Consider the following 15,353-nt stretch of genomic DNA (forward strand, 5'->3'; position numbering starts at 1 on the left):
CCCTCAGCTACCGCTGGGAGGTGCCACCTGGCTGCGCTGCGCGGCGCTCGCCCGACGACATTGGCCAAAGGTGGTGCCAAAGGTGCCAAAGGCCGAGTCTAAGGGGCGCGTGCGGTCGGGTGAGCCCGTGGGGCGTGGCTTCAGGCCTGGGTCAGGAAGGCCGGGGCACCCACGGGCAGGGTAAACCGGAACTGCGCTCCCCCGCGGGCGGCCCGCCCGACCGTGATCGTCCCGCCGTGGGCCTCGACGATGCCCTTGACGATGTACAGGCCCAGGCCGGTGCCGCCGCGCTTGCTGCCCCGCCAGAAGCGGGTGAAGACACGGGCCATCGCCTCCTCGGGAATCCCGGGGCCCTCATCGCTCACGGTGACCGCCGTCCCCTCCGCGTGCGTCGTGGTGCGTGCTGGTGACACCTCTATGGTGACGGTCCCCTCGCCGTGGCGCACCGCGTTTTCCAGGAGGTTGCCCAGCACCTGGTCGATCTTGTCCGGGTCCGCCCACAGGGCGGGCAGCGGCTCCTGGGCCACCCGCACCACGAACCGGCCCTCGGGCTGCCCGGCGCGTACGTGCGCCTGGACGTGGCGGCGCACGGCGGCGGCGATGTCCAGCGGCTGCCGGCGCACCTCCAGCCGCCCCGAGTCGATGCGGGAGATGTCCAGCAGCTCGGCGATCAGCCGGGTGACCCGGTCGGCGTCCGCGTCGACGGTCTCCAGCATCAGCCGCTTCTGGTCGTCGGTGAACCGCTCCCACTTGGCCAGCAGCGTCGCGGTGAAGCCCTTGACGGACGTCAGCGGGGAGCGCAGCTCGTGGGCGACGGTGGCGATCAGCTCGGCGTGGCTGCGCTCGGTGCGCCGGCGGGCCTCGGTGCCGCGCAGCTGGATCACGACCCGCACCACGGGGCCGCCGCGCCGCTCGCGGACGTAGCGCGCCGAGACCAGCACCTGGCGGCCGCCGGGCAGCAGCAGATTGCGCTCGGGCTGGCCCGAGCGGGTGGCCAGACCGCCGTACGGGTCGGTCAGCGCCCACCAGCGGCGGCCGTCCAGGTCCTCCAGCGGCAGCGCGCTCTCCAGCGGCCGGCCCACGGCGTCGGCGGGCCGGACCCCGGAGACGCGCGCCGCGGCGCTGTTGAAGCAGGTCACCCGGCCGGCCGCGTCGGCCACGACCAGGCCGTCGGGCAGCTCGTCGGGGTGCAGGCCGAAGCCCGCGGGAGAGGCGTCCGGGCAGGTGCCGGCCACGCTCCCGGAAGTCCTGACGTACCTCATCCGCACCCCCTCCCGAGCCCCCGGAGCGCCACCCTACTAGCTGGAGGTCACGGAGCGGCACCCTCCGGACGCGCGCTGCGCACGGGCGGAGCCGTAGAGGCACACGGCGGCGGCCGTGGCGAGGTTGAGCGACTCGGCCTTGCCGTGGATGGGCACGCGCACCACCGCGTCGGCGAGCGCCCGGATCTCCTCGGGCAGTCCCCAGGCCTCGTTGCCGAAGACCCAGGCGGTGGGGCCGCCCATGGTGCCGCTGTCCAGCTCGCCGTCCAGGTCGCGGTCGCCCGCGCCGTCGGCGGCCAGGACGCGCACCCCGGCGCCGCGCAGCCCCTCCACGGCCTGCTCCACCGGGACGCCGACGGCGACCGGCAGGTGGAAGAGGGAGCCGACGGAGGCCCGGACCGACTTGGGGTTGTAGAGGTCGACCGAGGCGTCGGTGAGCACGACGGCGTCGGCGCCCGCGGCGTCCGCGCAGCGCAGCACGGTGCCGGCGTTGCCGGGGTCGCGGACGTGCGCGAGGACGGCGACCAGCTTGGGCCGGGCGGCGAGGATCTCCTCGAAGGGGGTGTCCAGGAAGCGGCACAGGCCGACGAGGCCCTGCGGGGTGACCGTCTCGGACATCTCGGCGATGACCTCGTCCGTGGCGGTCAGCACCGGCACCCCGGCGTCCAGCGCGGCGGCCACGATGTCGGCGTGCCGCTCGGCGGCGTCCGGCGTCACGTAGAGCTCGATCAGGTGGTCGATGGCCTCGCGGACGGACTGCGGGCCCTCGGCCAGGAAGCGACGCTCCTTGCCGCGGAAGCTGCGCTTGGCCAGTCGGCGGGCCGCGACGACACGGGGCGATCGCAGGGAGGTCAGCTCGGGGGCCGCCATGGGCTCACTTTCGGTTGCTGGGGTGGAACGTGCCGTCGGCGCCGGGCGCCGCCGGACGCGACCGGACCCGCAGTCCCTGATGGGCTGCGGGTCCGGTCGGTGCCTGTCGGCGGGATGCCTCACGGCATCGGATCAGGCGGCGGCCTTCGGCGCGTTGACGTCGGCCGGCAGCGCCTTCTGGGCGACCTCGACGAGCGCGGCGAACGCGTTCATGTCGTTGACCGCGAGCTCGGCCAGGATCTTGCGGTCCACCTCGATGTTGGCGGCCTTCAGACCCTGGATGAGGCGGTTGTAGGTCATGCCGTTCTGGCGGGCAGCGGCGTTGATGCGCTGGATCCACAGCTGACGGAAGTCGCCCTTGCGCTTCTTGCGGTCGTTGTAGTTGTAGACCAGGGAGTGGGTGACCTGCTCCTTGGCCTTGCGGTACAGACGCGACCGCTGGCCGCGGTAACCGCTGGCCGCCTCGAGGATCGCCCGACGCTTCTTGTGCGCGTTGACTGCGCGCTTGACGCGTGCCACTTGTTAACTCCTTGTAGCGGGGCCGTGGTGGGTTCTCACACGGCCCGAATTCGATTGGGTCCCGGTGCGGACGTTCGGCGCGGTGGCGCCGGACGTCACTTGCCGAGAAGCTTCTTGATCTTCGCGGCGTCGCCCGGGGCCATCTCGGCGTTGCCGGTGAGGCGACGCGTCAGGCGGGACGACTTGTGCTCGAGCAGGTGGCGCTTGCCGGCGCGCTCACGGAGCACCTTGCCGGAGCCGGTCACCTTGAAGCGCTTCTTGGCACCGCTGTGCGTCTTGTTCTTCGGCATAGCGCCGTTCTCTCCTCGTCGGTGGCACTCCCGGCCGTATCAGGGCGCACGGGAGCGACAACTTGTTCGATTGCTGTCCGGGACGGGGGGCGTCCCGGAGTGAGCACCAGGGCCGGAGCCCCGGGGTCACGCCTCTGCGGGCTCCTCGGCGGAGTCCTCGCCGGACCCGCCCTGGCGCCCGGCCTTGCGGGCGGCCTGCGCCTCGCGGGCTTCGGCCATCGCCTCGGTCTTCTTCTTGTGCGGACCGAGGACCATGATCATGTTGCGGCCGTCCTGCTTCGGGTTCGACTCGACGAAACCGAGCTCCTGGACGTCCTCCGCCAGACGCTGCAGCAGTCGGTAGCCGAGCTCCGGCCGGGACTGCTCGCGACCACGGAACATGATCGTGATCTTGACCTTGTCGCCCTGCTTGAGGAACCGGACGACGTGACCCTTCTTGGTGTCGTAGTCGTGCGGGTCGATCTTCGGCCGGAGCTTCATCTCCTTGATGACCGTGTGCGCCTGGTTCTTGCGCGCCTCACGGGCCTTCATGGCCGACTCGTACTTGAACTTCCCGTAGTCCATGAGCTTGCAGACCGGCGGACGGGCGTTCGCCGCGACCTCGACCAGGTCGAGGTCGTACTCCTGCGCAAGCTCCAGGGCCTTGGCAAGCGGCACGATGCCGACCTGCTCGCCACTGGGACCGACAAGTCGCACCTCGGGGACTCGGATCCGGTCGTTGATGCGGGGCTCGGCGCTGATGGGGCCTCCTCGGTAGCACCACACGGCGGTCTGGCGGACAGCCGCGTAACGTCTTTTCGGTATGACCGCCACGTCCCGCGAGACGCAAAAAACGCCTCGGACGGGTCACAGGCAGGGCTCCTCACACTCAGGGAGCACCGCCGCGGTGAACCGCGAGGCGCGATCGGCAGCTTCCCATCGTCCGTACGGAACGATGGGTCCTGCCAAGACCCGAGACCTGCCGGCCCGTGGGCCGACCAGGTGGGAGATCGGAGCCTCCACTTGTGGGCCGGGCACACAGGTGTCCGGCCGGTCGCACACCAATATACCAGCGAGCCGGGCCGGTCCCCACCCGTGCGCGCCCGGGCCCTAGGCTGGGGCGCGTCCCGCCTCGGTCACGAGGTTCATGAGAACGGAAGAGCAACGATGAGCGACGCCACCCCCGAGGCCACCCCGGACGGCGAGGGGAACCCGGACTTCGACAGCATGACGCGCGACATCGCGGACGTCCCCGCGGTCGAGGTGATCACCACCGTCGCCGTGCACCTGATGAGCGCCGCGGCCGTCAACCTGGGCCTCGCCGAGGAGGGCGAGAAGCACCAGGACCTGGACGAGGCGCGCAAGCTGATCCACGCCCTGGCCGGCCTGGTCACCGCCAGCGCCACCGAGATCAGCAACTTCCACGCGGCACCGCTGCGCGACGGCCTGAAGTCCCTCCAGCTGGCCTTCCGCGAGGCGTCCCTGGTGCCGGACGAGCCCGGCAAGGGGCCCGGCGAGAAGTTCACCGGACCCGTCTACTCCTGAAGCCCGCGGGCCGGGGCCGGGGCCGTCAGGCCGTCCCGGTCCCCGGGCCGGGCTCCTCGCCCCGGGCGGCGGGCCGCTTCGCCAGCCGCTCGGGGGCCGCGATGTCGTCGGCGACGATGGCCGGCGAATGCGGCGGATGGGTGACGCGGTGCGCGCAGGCGGCGATCGCGGACCCGATCAGCGGGGCGATGATGAACAGCCACAGCTGGGACAGCGCCCCGCCGCCCGCGAAGAGCGCCGGGCCGATGCTGCGGGCCGGGTTCACGGACGTGCCCGTCAGCGGTACGCCGATCAGGTGGACCACGGCCAGGGCCACACCGATGGCCAGCCCGTCGAAGCCCACCACGGCCACCCGGTGGGTGACCGAGAGCACGACGAAGACCAGCAGGAACGTCAGGACGACCTCCGCCAGGAACGCGCCCCCGGTGTTGAGGTGCACCGCCGACCGGTCGCCGAAGCCGTTGCTGCCGAAGGCGTTGTGGGTCTTGAGCCCGGGCACCTGCTTGGCCAGCAGGAAGAGGATCGCCGCGCCGACGATGCCGCCGAGCACTTGGGCGATCCAGTACTCGATGGCCGTGTGGAGCGTGATCCGGCGTTCGAGCAGCAGCCCCAGCGTCACCGCCGGGTTGACGTGGCAGCCGGAGACGGGTCCCAGGGCGTACGCGAGGGCCAGCAGAGTGAAGCCGAAGGCCAGCGCGATGCCCAGCACACCGATGTAGTCGGCCGCCAGGACGACGGATCCGACGGCGAAGAAGACCAGCAGCAGGGTTCCGAGGAACTCGGCGGTGATGGCCCTCGTCTTCACCGGGTCGAGATTCTCCAGGGCCGGCATCACGTTCTTCAGGGCGTCCATGGCGTCCTCCTGAGGATCTCGTGGACCGTCCGTAGGTAATTGTCGGACGGTCCCTCCCCGGGCGCCTCTCGAAAGATCAGCGGCCGCCTCAGCCGCCGACGAGCACCTCCGCGCCCCGCGGGACCGGCGCGCCCGCCGGCAGCAGGGCCAGGTCCAGGCCCTTCACCAGCCGGGCCCGCAGCACCTCGTCGGCGGCCAGGGCCCGGGCGACGCGCCCGACCACCTCGCCGGCCTCAACGCCGGGCCCCAGGGTCAGCGCCAGGGTGCCGTCCGCGTCGCCGCCCGGCGCCAGATGCGCCCGCAGCACGCCCGGCTCGCCCTCCAGCACCGCGCGCAGCGCCCCGGCCACCGCCGGGTCGGCCAGCGGGTCCGTGCTCGTACGGCCCTCGGCCAGGGCGAGCAGCGCCGCGCCGGTCAGCGGGTACGTCACCGGGCCGGCCAGGTCCAGGACGATGGTGTCGGCCTTCTCGTGGGCCGCGGCCTGGAGCGCCTGGTGGAACGGCACGGCCACCGGCCGGGCGTCCGCCTGCCAGCGGGCCAGGGTCTCGGTGGAGGTGAAGGCGGGCAGCGCCCGCCGCCCGTCCGGGGCCCGCAGCGTGGGCACGGCCATGTCGCTGGTCTTCTCGCGCCGCAGCCCGTCGGGCCCGGTCTCCACCTCGCCGAGCACCGCCACCACGGGGACGAGCAGGCGCGCGCCCGGCAGGGCCGCGAGCACCCGGTCCTCGGCGGACCGGTCGGCCGCCCAGGCGGCGAGCGCCTCGGTCAGCGCGGGGTCGGCGGAGCCGTCGTCGTCGGAGAAACCGGGATCGGGGATGTTCTTGAGGGCCACGGGAGGAGCCTATCGGGCGCCCGTCAGCGGCCGCCGCGCGGCCGTCTCCGGCGCAGGACCGCCGCCACGGCCAGCAGGACGGCCCCGGCGCCACCGGCGGCCAGCGCGGGCGTGCCCGGCACCGTGGCCCCGTCGCCGGGCCGTTCCGGGCCGGGTCCGCCGCCGAAGTAGCGCGGCGGGTCCGCGGGCCGGGAGCGGGTCACGGGCACGCCCCGCGCCGCGGCGCTCACGGCGGCCGCCGCGTCCACCAGTCCGGCGCCCAGCTCGTCGCTGCGGCCGCCCGGCGGGGCGTCCTGGGCTGTGCGCACCAGCAGGTCGCGGATCCGGGCCGGGCTCAGGGTGGGGTCGGCCGCCCGGACCAGGGCGACGACACCGGAGACGAAGGCGGCGGCCGCGCTGGTCCCCCAGCCCTCGTAGTAGCGCCGGTCGGGGTCGGCGATGACGACGTCGACGCCGGGCCCGCTGACGGTGGCGTACCAGCGGCGGGTGGAGAACGCGGCCCGGGCGCCGTAGCGGTCGACGGCCGTCACCGCGATCACGCCCGGGTAGGCGGCCGGGTAGGAGACGTGGTCGCCGCTCTCGCCGCCGTTCCCGGCGGAGGCCACCACGACGGCGCCCTTGCCGAGGGCGTACTGGACCGCGGCGTCCTCGCGCGCGTCGGGGTGGGCGGTGTCGCTGTCGTCCCCGAGGGAGAGGTTGATGACGTCGGCGCCGTGGTCGGCGGCCCAGCGGATGCCGTCGGCGAGGGCGCCGCCGCGCGCGCCGCGGGCCCTGGGCCGGGCGGGGTCGCCGTCCTCCAGGATCACGCGCACGGGCAGGACCCTGGCCTCCGGCGCGACGCCCATCACGCCGTCGGCGTCGAACGGCCCGTGGCCCCGGCCCGCGACGATCCCGGCCATGGCGGTGCCGTGCCGGGCCCAGGCCCGCTCGCCGGGCGCCGCGCCGAAGCCGATCAGGTCCTTGCCGGGCAGGACCCGTCCGCGCAGGTCGGGGTGGCCGTCGTCGACGCCGGTGTCGAGCACGGCGACGGTCACGTTGGCGCCCCGGGTGGTCCGCCAGGCGTCCTGGGCGTGGAGGGCGTCCAGGGCCCACTCCTGGGTCCTTATGGCGTCGGCCCGCGCGGACGGCGCGGCCAGCAGCGCGAGGGCGAGCGCGCCGCAGAGCGGGCCGAGGCGGCGCGGGAGCCGGCGGGGGGCGGTCACCGGGCGCTCCCCGCGTCCGGCTCGTGGGCGTTCCGGCGGAACACGCGTTCCACCTCCTCCGCGAGGGCGGTCGCGTCGTGGCCGAGGCCGGCCTGCGCGGGCGCGGTGGTCGCACCGGGGGCGACGGCCCGGGCGGCGGGCTGGGGCGGGGTACCGGTGCGGGCGTCGGCGAAGCCGGTGACGGCGTAGACGACCGCCGGGACGTCCGTCAGGACGCTGATGCGCCAGCTGGCGCGCTGGGCGTCGCCGAAGCGTTCGGCGGCGGTGCCGCCGGGCGCGTACGGGCGGGGCATCAGATCGGCCCGCTCGTCCAGGCGTTCGGCGGCGAACCGGCGGCGCAGCTCCCGCATGCCGGACATGTCCGCCTCCGTCACGACCAGGCCGACCGTGGTGACGCTGGACGAGGTGACGTCGGCGTAGGTGGCGCGCAGCAGGCGCCGGCAGCCCGCGGGGGCCAGGGCGCGGGCCAGCGGGGCGTCGAAGGCGTCCGCGCAGCCCCCGTCGGGGGCGACGCCCAGCCGGGTCCAGTCGCGGCGGGCTCCGCCGGGGCCGGCCGCGTCGCCGTGGACGCTGCGGGGGAAGAGGGTGTCGACGGGGATGTCGCGCCACAGGGCGCGCCCGCGCTCGTACGCGGCCTCGGCGGCCGGGCGCTCGGCCGCGCCGCTTGCCAGCCAACTCCCGGCGGCGGCCCCGGCTATGAGCCCCAGACCGGCGAAGAGGCAGACGGCGGCGGCCGCGCGCGAGCGGGCGGAGGCCTTGGCTCCGGCAACGGGCGGCGGTCCGGGGGGCGGCGGGGGGACGTACAGGGGGGCGGCCGACGGCGCCACGGCATCCGCTTCGGTGGTCACGTGCACGCTCCCCCTCGCGAACCGGCTCACCGAACCGCCTCATGTCGGACATGTGCGCCGCCCCCGAAGGGCCTGGCGTGCGCGCCACTTTACGGTGCGTGGCAGGACGGGTGCCATTCGCCCGCCGCCGGCCCCTGGTCGGCGGAATCCCGCTCTGGCAGGCTGCCTGCCATGTCGTCCGACCGAGTGCGCTACGACCGGGCCACCGCCCACTTACAGGCCCCGCTGGCGGTGGTCGATCTGCGGGCGTTCGACGCGAACGCCGCCGGCATCGCCCGCCGGGCGCGCGGCAAGCCGGTGCGGGTGGCGAGCAAGTCGGTGCGCTGCCGGGCGCTGCTGGAGCGGGTGCTGGAGCGGGACGGCTTCGCGGGGGTGATGGGCTACACCCTCGCCGAGTCGCTGTGGCTGGCGCGTTCGGGTGTGGCGGACGTCCTGCTGGCCTATCCCTCGGCCGACCGCGCGGGCCTCGCCGAGCTGACCTCCGACCCGAAGCTGGCCGAGGCGGTCACGCTGACCGTGGACGACCCCGCCCAGCTGGCGCTGATCGACGCCGCCCGGACGGGGCGCGAAGAGGTGCGGGTGTGCCTGGAGTTGGACGTGTCGCTGCGGCTGCTGGGCGGCCGGGTGCGGATCGGGGCGCTGCGGTCGCCGGTGGCCGAGCCCGCGCGGCTGGCCGCGCTGGCCCGGGAGGTGGTCCGCAGACCGGGCTTCCGGCTGGTGGGGCTGATGGCCTACGAGGCCCATGTGGCGGGCGTGGGTGACAACCCGTCGGGCCGGCCGCTGCGGGCCCGGGCGGTCCGGCTGATGCAGGCGACCGCCCGCGCGCGGTTGCGGGAGCTGCGGGCCGAGGCGGTGGGGGCCGTGCGGGAGGTGGCGGACCTGGAGTTCGTCAACGGCGGCGGCACGGGCAGCGTGCACGACACCGCGGCCGAGCCGGCGGTGACGGAGGTCGCGGCCGGCTCGGGGCTGTACGCGCCCCGGCTGTTCGACGACTACCGCGCGTTCCGGGGCCGCCCGGCGGCGCTGTTCGCGCTGCCGGTGGTGCGCCGGCCGGGGGTGGGCGTGGTGACCGTCCTCGGCGGCGGCTATCCGGCGTCCGGGGCGGCCGGCGCCGACCGGCTGCCGGTGCCCCACCTCCCGGCCGGGCTGCGGCTGGTGGCTCGGGAAGGGGCCGGCGAGGTGCAGACGCCGCTGCTGGGCCCGGCCGCCGACGACCTGCTGATCGGCGACCGGGTGTGGTTCCGGCACGCGAAGGCCGGCGAGCTGTGCGAGCGCTTCACCGCGCTGCACCTCATCGACGGCGACCGCGTCGTGGGGACGGTGCCCACGTACCGGGGCGAGGGCCACGCGTTCCTGTGACGGCGCGGGGCCCCCGCGGGCCGGGCGTTCCTCAGAACGCCCGGTCGGCCTGGTCCGGGATGACGGATCCGTCGGCGCGCCGGACCGGTACCTTCGTGCCGTCCTCGGCGGTGGCGCCGGTCGTGGAGCAGGGGTACGTACCGGACTTGCGCGGCATCGGGTCGATGAACATCGGGTTGGCCACCCAGCGGCCGTCCACGTCGTCGTAGGCCCGGCACATCAGCTCGGACTTGTTGCGGTTGATGGCGACGTGGGCACCGGTGGCGTCGTTCACGAACGTCACATCGGTGTCGGCGTCGCCCGCGCCGAGCGCGATGCGGTGGGCCGGGTCCTGCTGCTTCCAGGCGGCCGCGCCCTTGATCTTGAAGATCTCCTGGTTGATCATGCAGCGCTTGCCGTCCATGTACGGCAGGGCGTCGCCGTGCCCGGTCTCGACGCCGCCGCAGCCCTTGAGGGACGTGGTGAGCAGGCCGCGCTTGGTGACGCTGCGGATGCCGATGGTGTGCGCGCGGTCCAGGCCGACCCCGCTGGACCAGGCCTCGGCGATCGGCTCGGAGGAGGCCGACACGATGTAGACGTCGAAGCCCGCCCGCTTCAGCGTGCGGATCAGGTCCTTCTGCTGGTCGTAGTAGCGGATGTAGCCGGCGATGGTGTGGGTGCCGACCGTCTGCTTGGCGCCCACGGGCGCGGCGAGCTGCTCGGCGCGGGCCTGGCGGGCGAAGGAGGTCAGGGCTGCGGGGGTGTGCCCGGCGAACAGCTGCGGGATCCAGCCGTAGGCGGGCACCGTGCGCCGGTGGTTCCACTCGCCGGCGAAGGCCGTCTCGCCGGCCATCGTCTGCGACTTCTCGCGTATCTCGAAGATCTCGTCCGCGCAGGCGGTGTTCTTCGAGGTGGGCAGCGGGCGGCCGGCGGGCACGGCGGTGCCGCAGGCCTTGGTCAGCGCCTTGTCGGCGGCGGTGGTGAGCCAGACGCTGGTGTCCTTCCAGCTCCGCGGCCGCAGGATCTTGTCGTTCCGCAGCGCCCAGGCGAGCGTGGCGTCGGTGATGTCGTTCTTGACGACGGTGTTGTCCCAGTCGAACGCGGCGACCGGGCGCGGTCCGCGGACGCCGGAGCAGGTGCCCCGCTCGTCGATCATCTTCTGCAGCCGGGCGCGGTTGTCCCCGGCCCAGGGGAGCTTGGTGTCGAGCTGCGGGCAGTTCCGGCGGGTGTCGTGGTGGGCGGGGGCGGCGGTGGCCGTAGCCGCGGCAGTGACGGTCGCGGTGGTGAGGGCCGCGGCGGCAGCGAGGCCGGCGACGATGGCGGACTTGGTGCGCATGTGCTCTCTTTGGTGCGTAGCGGGGGTAGGACGGCACGCCGGTGCCGGTCCGCGGACCGGCACCGGGCTTTTGATCATGGACCCTACAGCGGGGTCGCGCCGGAAGGACGCCTAGAGCGGCGTGACGTACGCCCCTGCGATACCGCCGTCCACGAGGAACTCGGCGGCGTTGACGAACGACGAGTCGTCGCTGGCCAGGAAGGCGACGGCGGCCGCGATCTCCTCCGGCTCGGCGAACCGGCCGACGGGCACGTGCACCAGGCGGCGGGCGGCGCGCTCGGGGTCCTTGGCGAAGAGCTCCTTCAGCAGCGGGGTGTTCACCGGCCCCGGGCACAGGGCGTTGACCCGGATGCCCTCGCGGGCGAACTGCACGCCCAGCTCGCGGGACATCGCCAGCACGCCGCCCTTGGAGGCGGTGTAGCTGATCTGGGAGGTGGCGGCGCCCATCACGGCCACGAACGAGGCCGTGTTGATGATGGAGCCCTTGCCCTGCCGCCGCATATAGGGCAGCGCGGCCTTGCAGCAGAGGTAGACGGAGGTGAGGTTGACCTCCTGGACGCGCTTCCAGGCCTCGAGGCCGGTGGTGAGGATGGAGTCGTCGTCGGGCGGCGAGATGCCGGCGTTGTTGAAGGCCACGTCGACCGAGCCGTAGGTGTCGTAGGCCGTCCTGAACAGCGCCTCGACCTCCTCCGGGCTGGTGACGTCCACCTTGACGAAGAGTCCGCCCACCTCGGCGGCCGCGGCCTTGCCGGCGTTCTCGTCGATGTCGGCGCACACCACGTCGGCGCCCTCGGAGGCGAGCCGGCGGGCGGTGGCCAGGCCGATGCCGCTGCCGGCCCCGGTCACGACGGCGGTACGGCCGACGAGCCGGCGGCAGACGGGGGCCGCCGCGGGCGCGGGGAGGGTCTGGTCGGTCACGGGGTCTCCTCGGAGGGGTCGACGGCGATGAAGACGTTCTTGGTCTCGGTGAAGGCGGACACGGCCCCGGGGCCCAGCTCCCGGCCGAGGCCGGACCGCTTGAAGCCGCCGAACGGCGTCCAGTAGCGGACGCTGCTGTGGGAGTTGACGGAGAGGTTGCCGGCGGCGACGGCCCGCGAGACCCGCAGGGCGCGCGAGACGTCCCGGGTCCAGATCGAGCCGGACAGGCCGTAGTCGGTGGCGTTGGCGATCCGTACCGCCTCGGCCTCGTCCTCGAAGGGGATGACGACGGCGACGGGACCGAAGATCTCCTCGACGGCCGTGCGGTCCCCGGGGCGGCCCTCCAGGACGGTGGCCGGGTACCAGAAGCCCTTGCCCGCGGGCACCTCGCCGCGGATGGCGGCGGGCGCCGACTCGGGCACGTACGCCCGGACGCGCTCGCGGTGCGCCGCCGAGATCAGGGGGCCCATCCGGGTGCCGGGGTCGTGGGGGTCACCGGCGGTGTAGGCCTTGACGGCCGGCTCCAGCAGCTCCATGAAGCGGTCGTACACGGAGCGCTGGACGAGGATGCGGCTGCGGGCGCAGCAGTCCTGGCCGGTGTTGTCGAGGAAGGAGCCGGGGGCGGCCGCGGCGGCCCGTTCGATGTCGGCGTCGGCGAAGACGATGTTGGGGCTCTTGCCGCCGAGTTCGAGGGTCACGCGCTTCACACCGTCGGCGCACTTGGCCATGATCTGCTGGCCGACGGCGGTGGAGCCGGTGAAGACGACCTTTGCGACGCCGGGGTGTTCGACGAGCGCGGCGCCCGTGACCGGGCCGGCGCCGGGCAGGACCTGGAAGAGGTCCTCGGGCAGCCCGGACTCCAGGGCCAGCCCGGCCAGCCGCAGGGCGGTCAGCGGGGTGGTCTCGGCGGGTTTGAGGAGGACGGCGTTGCCGGCGGCGAGGGCGGGGGCGACGCCCCAGGCCGCGATGGGCATGGGGAAGTTCCACGGGGCGATGACGGCGACGACGCCGAGCGGTTCGTGGAAGGTGACGTCGAGGCCGCCGGGCACCGGGATCTGGGCGCCCGTCAGCCGCTCCACTCCCCCGGCCGCGTACTCCAGCAGGTCGCGGACGTTGCCCGCCTCCCAGCGGGCGTTGCCGACGGGGTGGCCGGCCTCCATGACCTCCAGGCCGGCGAGCTCGTCGACGTGGGCGTCGACCAGGTCGGCGAAGCGACGGAGCTGCCGGGCGCGATCGCCGGGGGCGAGGGCGGCCCAGGCCGTCTGGGCCCGCGCGGCGCGGGCGACGGCACGGGCGACGTCCTCGCGGCCGGTGTCGGGGACGGTGGCGACGACCTCTTCGGTCGCCGGGTTGACGATGTCCGAGGTGGTGGTGATGTCCACGGCGCGGTTCCTCACATCCGCTCGAAGGAGCGGAAGCGCTCCCAGTCCGTGACGGCGGTGTCGTAGGCGTCCTGCTCGACACGCGCCATGTTCAGGTAGTGCTCGACGACCTCGTCGCCGAAGGCGGCCCGCGCTATCGGGCTGCGTTCCCACAGCTCGGCGGCCTCGCGCAGGGTGGCGGGGACGTGTGCGGCGCCGGCGGTGTAGGCGTTGCCGGTGCACGCCTCGGGCGGCTCCAGCTCGTGCTCGACGCCGTACAGCCCGGCGGCGATCATGCCGGCGACGGCGAGGTAGGGGTTCACGTCGCCGCCGGGCAGCCGGTTCTCGAAGCGGTGGGAGGCGCCGTGGCCGATGACGCGCAGGGCGCAGGTGCGGTTGTCGGGGCCCCAGGCGACGGCGGTGGGGGCGAAGGAGCCGGGCCGGAACCGTTTGTAGGAGTTGATGTTGGGGGCGTAGAGGAGGGTGAAGTCGCGCAGGGCGGCGAGCTGGCCGGCGAGGAAGTGCCGCATGGTCGCCGACATGCCGTACGGGCCCGTGTCGTCGGCCAGGACGGGCCGGCCGGCCTCGTCGCGCAGGGAGAGGTGGATGTGGCAGGAGTTGCCTTCGCGCTCGTTGAACTTGGCCATGAAGGTGAGCGCCATGCCCTCCTGGGCGGCGATCTCCTTGGCGCCGGTCTTGTAGACGACGTGCTGGTCGCAGGTGGTCAGCGCCTCGTCGTAGCGGAAGGCGATCTCGTGCTGGCCGAGGTTGCACTCGCCCTTGGCGGACTCGACGGTCATGCCGGCGGCGCCCATCTCGTTGCGGATGCGGCGCAGCAGGGGCTCGACGCGGCCGGTGCCGAGGACGGAGTAGTCGCTGTTGTACTGGTTGGCGGGGGTCAGGTCGCGGTAGCCGCGGTTCCAGGCGGTCTCGTAGGTGTCCCGGAAGACGATGAACTCCAGTTCGGTGCCCACGTGGGCGCTCCAGCCGCGCTCGGCGAGGCGGTCGAGCTGGCGGCGCAGGATCTGGCGCGGGGAGGCGGCGACGGGGCTGCCGTCGTGCCAGGCGAGGTCCGCGGTCATCAGGGCGGTGCCGGGGTTCCAGGGGGTGCGGCGCAGGGTGGACGGGTCGCCGAGCAGGGCGAAGTCTCCGTAGCCGCGCTCCCAGGACGCCATGGCGTAGCCGTCGACGGTGTTGAGGTCGACGTCCACCGCGAGAAGGTAGTTGCAGCCCTCGGTGCCGTGCTCGAGGACGTCGTCGAGGAAGAACCGGGCGGCGAACCGCTTCCCCTGGAGTCGTCCCTGCATGTCCGTGAAGGCGAGGACGACGGTGTCGATCTCCCCGGTGTCCACGAGCCGGCGCAGCTCGTCGACCGTGAGCGGGGGCGTGCGGTCTGCCACGGTTGGGCCTCCTGTCGGTGCGACGGGAGGTCTTAAGGTAGGGCCGTAGACCATTGATTGGGAAGGGGGCGGGATGAACGAGCGTGCGACGGACCGGCTCTCGCCGGTGCTGCGACCGGTCCGGGCGGGCAACGGATTCGAGGAGGCGCTCCAGCGGATACTCCAGATCGTGCGGCTGGGCCTGGTGCCCGAGGGGGAACGACTGCCCGCCGAGCGCGAGTTGGCCGAGCGGTTGCACATCAGCCGGGTGACGCTGCGCGAGGTGCTCAAGGTGCTCCAGGACCAGGGCCTGGTGGAGAGCCGGCGCGGGCGCTACGGCGGCACGTTCGTCCTGCCCAGGACCGAGTCGGCGGGCGAGGAGGAACTGCGGCGCCGCGTCGCGGCCGTGGACGTGGAGGACGTCCTGCGCTTCCGCGAGGTGCTGGAGGTCGGCGCCGCCGGACTGTGCGCGGCGCACGGCCTGGCCGGCGACCAGGCACGACGGCTGCGCGCCGCCCTGGCCGCCACCCACGACGCGCCGCTGGCGGAGTACCGCCGCCAGGACACCCTGCTCCACCTGACGCTGGCCGAGCTGTCCGGCTCGCCGACGCTCGCCGCGCAGTACGCCGCCGTCCGCGCCACGGTCAACGACCTGCTGGACGGCATCCCGCTGCTCGTCCGCAACCTGGAGCACTCCCAGCGGCAGCACGCCGCGCTCGTGGAGGCCGTGCTGGACCGGGACGCGGAGGGGGCGCGCGAGGTGATGCGCGAGCACTGCTGCGGCACGGCGGCGCTGCTGCGCGGGTTCCTGACGTAGCGTCCCG

16 protein-coding genes are annotated in these 15,353 nt (G+C 74.0%); 3 read left to right on the plus strand and 13 right to left on the minus strand.

Features of this window, described 5'->3' with window-relative positions:
• Nucleotides 1-140: 140 nt before the first annotated feature.
• The 5 genes from AC07BS_RS10335 to infC all read right to left on the minus strand — a co-directional run bounded on the left by AC07BS_RS10335 (nt 141) and on the right by infC (nt 3,706).
• Nucleotides 141-1,262 carry a sensor histidine kinase gene (locus AC07BS_RS10335; RefSeq protein WP_478644714.1) on the minus strand — a complete coding sequence of 374 codons (1,122 nt, stop codon included), beginning with the start codon at nt 1,260-1,262 and terminating at the stop codon, nt 141-143.
• Between the two features lie 36 nt (nt 1,263-1,298).
• Complete coding sequence (locus AC07BS_RS10340; protein ID WP_478644715.1) at nt 1,299-2,132, minus strand: TrmH family RNA methyltransferase; 834 nt, start codon at nt 2,130-2,132, stop codon at nt 1,299-1,301.
• A 132-nt stretch (nt 2,133-2,264) separates the two neighbouring features.
• A complete protein-coding gene (gene rplT / locus AC07BS_RS10345; protein WP_071964710.1) occupies nt 2,265-2,651 on the minus strand; it encodes a 50S ribosomal protein L20 in 387 nt (128 codons plus the stop codon).
• A 95-nt stretch (nt 2,652-2,746) separates the two neighbouring features.
• On the minus strand, nt 2,747-2,941 hold the full coding sequence (rpmI, locus tag AC07BS_RS10350; RefSeq protein ID WP_086568974.1) for a 50S ribosomal protein L35: 195 nt from the start codon (nt 2,939-2,941) through the stop codon (nt 2,747-2,749).
• Between the two features lie 126 nt (nt 2,942-3,067).
• Nucleotides 3,068-3,706, minus strand: a complete 639-nt coding sequence (gene infC / locus AC07BS_RS10355) for a translation initiation factor IF-3 (protein ID WP_478645073.1) — start codon at nt 3,704-3,706, stop codon at nt 3,068-3,070.
• Between the two features lie 381 nt (nt 3,707-4,087).
• Between infC and AC07BS_RS10360 the strand changes: the two genes are divergently transcribed.
• A complete protein-coding gene (locus AC07BS_RS10360) occupies nt 4,088-4,465 on the plus strand; it encodes a DUF1844 domain-containing protein (protein ID WP_478644719.1) in 378 nt (125 codons plus the stop codon).
• Nucleotides 4,466-4,490: 25 nt separating this feature from the next.
• Here the strand turns inward: AC07BS_RS10360 and AC07BS_RS10365 are convergent, their stop codons facing one another.
• The 4 genes from AC07BS_RS10365 to AC07BS_RS10380 all read right to left on the minus strand — a co-directional run bounded on the left by AC07BS_RS10365 (nt 4,491) and on the right by AC07BS_RS10380 (nt 8,197).
• Nucleotides 4,491-5,297 carry an MIP family channel protein gene (locus AC07BS_RS10365; protein ID WP_478645075.1) on the minus strand — a complete coding sequence of 269 codons (807 nt, stop codon included), beginning with the start codon at nt 5,295-5,297 and terminating at the stop codon, nt 4,491-4,493.
• A 109-nt stretch (nt 5,298-5,406) separates the two neighbouring features.
• Complete coding sequence (locus AC07BS_RS10370) at nt 5,407-6,147, minus strand: SseB family protein (protein ID WP_478644720.1); 741 nt, start codon at nt 6,145-6,147, stop codon at nt 5,407-5,409.
• Nucleotides 6,148-6,170: 23 nt separating this feature from the next.
• On the minus strand, nt 6,171-7,349 hold the full coding sequence (mycP, locus tag AC07BS_RS10375) for a type VII secretion-associated serine protease mycosin (protein ID WP_478644723.1): 1,179 nt from the start codon (nt 7,347-7,349) through the stop codon (nt 6,171-6,173).
• A complete protein-coding gene (locus AC07BS_RS10380; RefSeq protein WP_478644724.1) occupies nt 7,346-8,197 on the minus strand; it encodes a hypothetical protein in 852 nt (283 codons plus the stop codon). The genes mycP and AC07BS_RS10380 overlap by 4 nt, the downstream gene beginning before the upstream one ends.
• A gap of 171 nt (nt 8,198-8,368) precedes the next feature.
• On the opposite strand from AC07BS_RS10380, the gene AC07BS_RS10385 reads away from it, so the two are divergent.
• Nucleotides 8,369-9,556 carry an amino acid deaminase/aldolase gene (locus AC07BS_RS10385; RefSeq protein WP_478931377.1) on the plus strand — a complete coding sequence of 396 codons (1,188 nt, stop codon included), beginning with the start codon at nt 8,369-8,371 and terminating at the stop codon, nt 9,554-9,556.
• A 31-nt stretch (nt 9,557-9,587) separates the two neighbouring features.
• Here AC07BS_RS10385 and AC07BS_RS10390 read toward each other — a convergent pair whose 3' ends face one another.
• From AC07BS_RS10390 to AC07BS_RS10405, 4 genes are all read right to left on the minus strand, one after another.
• Entirely contained in the window at nt 9,588-10,871 is a 1,284-nt protein-coding gene (locus tag AC07BS_RS10390) for an HAD family hydrolase (protein ID WP_478644726.1), read from the minus strand.
• Nucleotides 10,872-10,982: 111 nt separating this feature from the next.
• Nucleotides 10,983-11,789 carry a 3-oxoacyl-ACP reductase gene (locus tag AC07BS_RS10395; protein WP_478644729.1) on the minus strand — a complete coding sequence of 269 codons (807 nt, stop codon included), beginning with the start codon at nt 11,787-11,789 and terminating at the stop codon, nt 10,983-10,985.
• Nucleotides 11,786-13,171 (minus strand): aldehyde dehydrogenase family protein, encoded by a 1,386-nt coding sequence (locus AC07BS_RS10400; RefSeq protein ID WP_478644730.1) that lies wholly within the window; start codon nt 13,169-13,171, stop codon nt 11,786-11,788. Before AC07BS_RS10400 ends, AC07BS_RS10395 begins: the two co-directional genes overlap by 4 nt.
• Before the next feature lie 11 nt (nt 13,172-13,182).
• Nucleotides 13,183-14,550, minus strand: a complete 1,368-nt coding sequence (locus AC07BS_RS10405; protein ID WP_478931380.1) for a glutamine synthetase family protein — start codon at nt 14,548-14,550, stop codon at nt 13,183-13,185.
• A gap of 73 nt (nt 14,551-14,623) precedes the next feature.
• On the opposite strand from AC07BS_RS10405, the gene AC07BS_RS10410 reads away from it, so the two are divergent.
• Nucleotides 14,624-15,346: a FadR/GntR family transcriptional regulator gene (locus AC07BS_RS10410; protein WP_478644732.1), complete on the plus strand. Its 723-nt coding sequence runs from the start codon at nt 14,624-14,626 to the stop codon at nt 15,344-15,346.
• Nucleotides 15,347-15,353 lie beyond the last annotated feature (7 nt).

The sequence above is a fragment of the Streptomyces sp. NPDC044063 genome, assembly GCF_056434285.1.

Excerpts from the sequence above, each read along its gene's own strand:
- AC07BS_RS10335 (WP_478644714.1), bottom strand. The coding sequence starts at position 1,262 with ATGAGGTACGTCAGGACTTCCGGGAGCGTGGCCGGCACCTGCCCGGAC.
- AC07BS_RS10340 (WP_478644715.1), bottom strand. The coding sequence starts at position 2,132 with ATGGCGGCCCCCGAGCTGACCTCCCTGCGATCGCCCCGTGTCGTCGCG.
- rpmI (WP_086568974.1), bottom strand. The coding sequence starts at position 2,941 with ATGCCGAAGAACAAGACGCACAGCGGTGCCAAGAAGCGCTTCAAGGTG.
- AC07BS_RS10360 (WP_478644719.1), top strand. The coding sequence starts at position 4,088 with ATGAGCGACGCCACCCCCGAGGCCACCCCGGACGGCGAGGGGAACCCG.
- AC07BS_RS10365 (WP_478645075.1), bottom strand. The coding sequence starts at position 5,297 with ATGCCGGCCCTGGAGAATCTCGACCCGGTGAAGACGAGGGCCATCACC.
- AC07BS_RS10385 (WP_478931377.1), top strand. The coding sequence starts at position 8,369 with ATGTCGTCCGACCGAGTGCGCTACGACCGGGCCACCGCCCACTTACAG.
- AC07BS_RS10390 (WP_478644726.1), bottom strand. The coding sequence starts at position 10,871 with ATGCGCACCAAGTCCGCCATCGTCGCCGGCCTCGCTGCCGCCGCGGCC.
- AC07BS_RS10410 (WP_478644732.1), top strand. The coding sequence starts at position 14,624 with ATGAACGAGCGTGCGACGGACCGGCTCTCGCCGGTGCTGCGACCGGTC.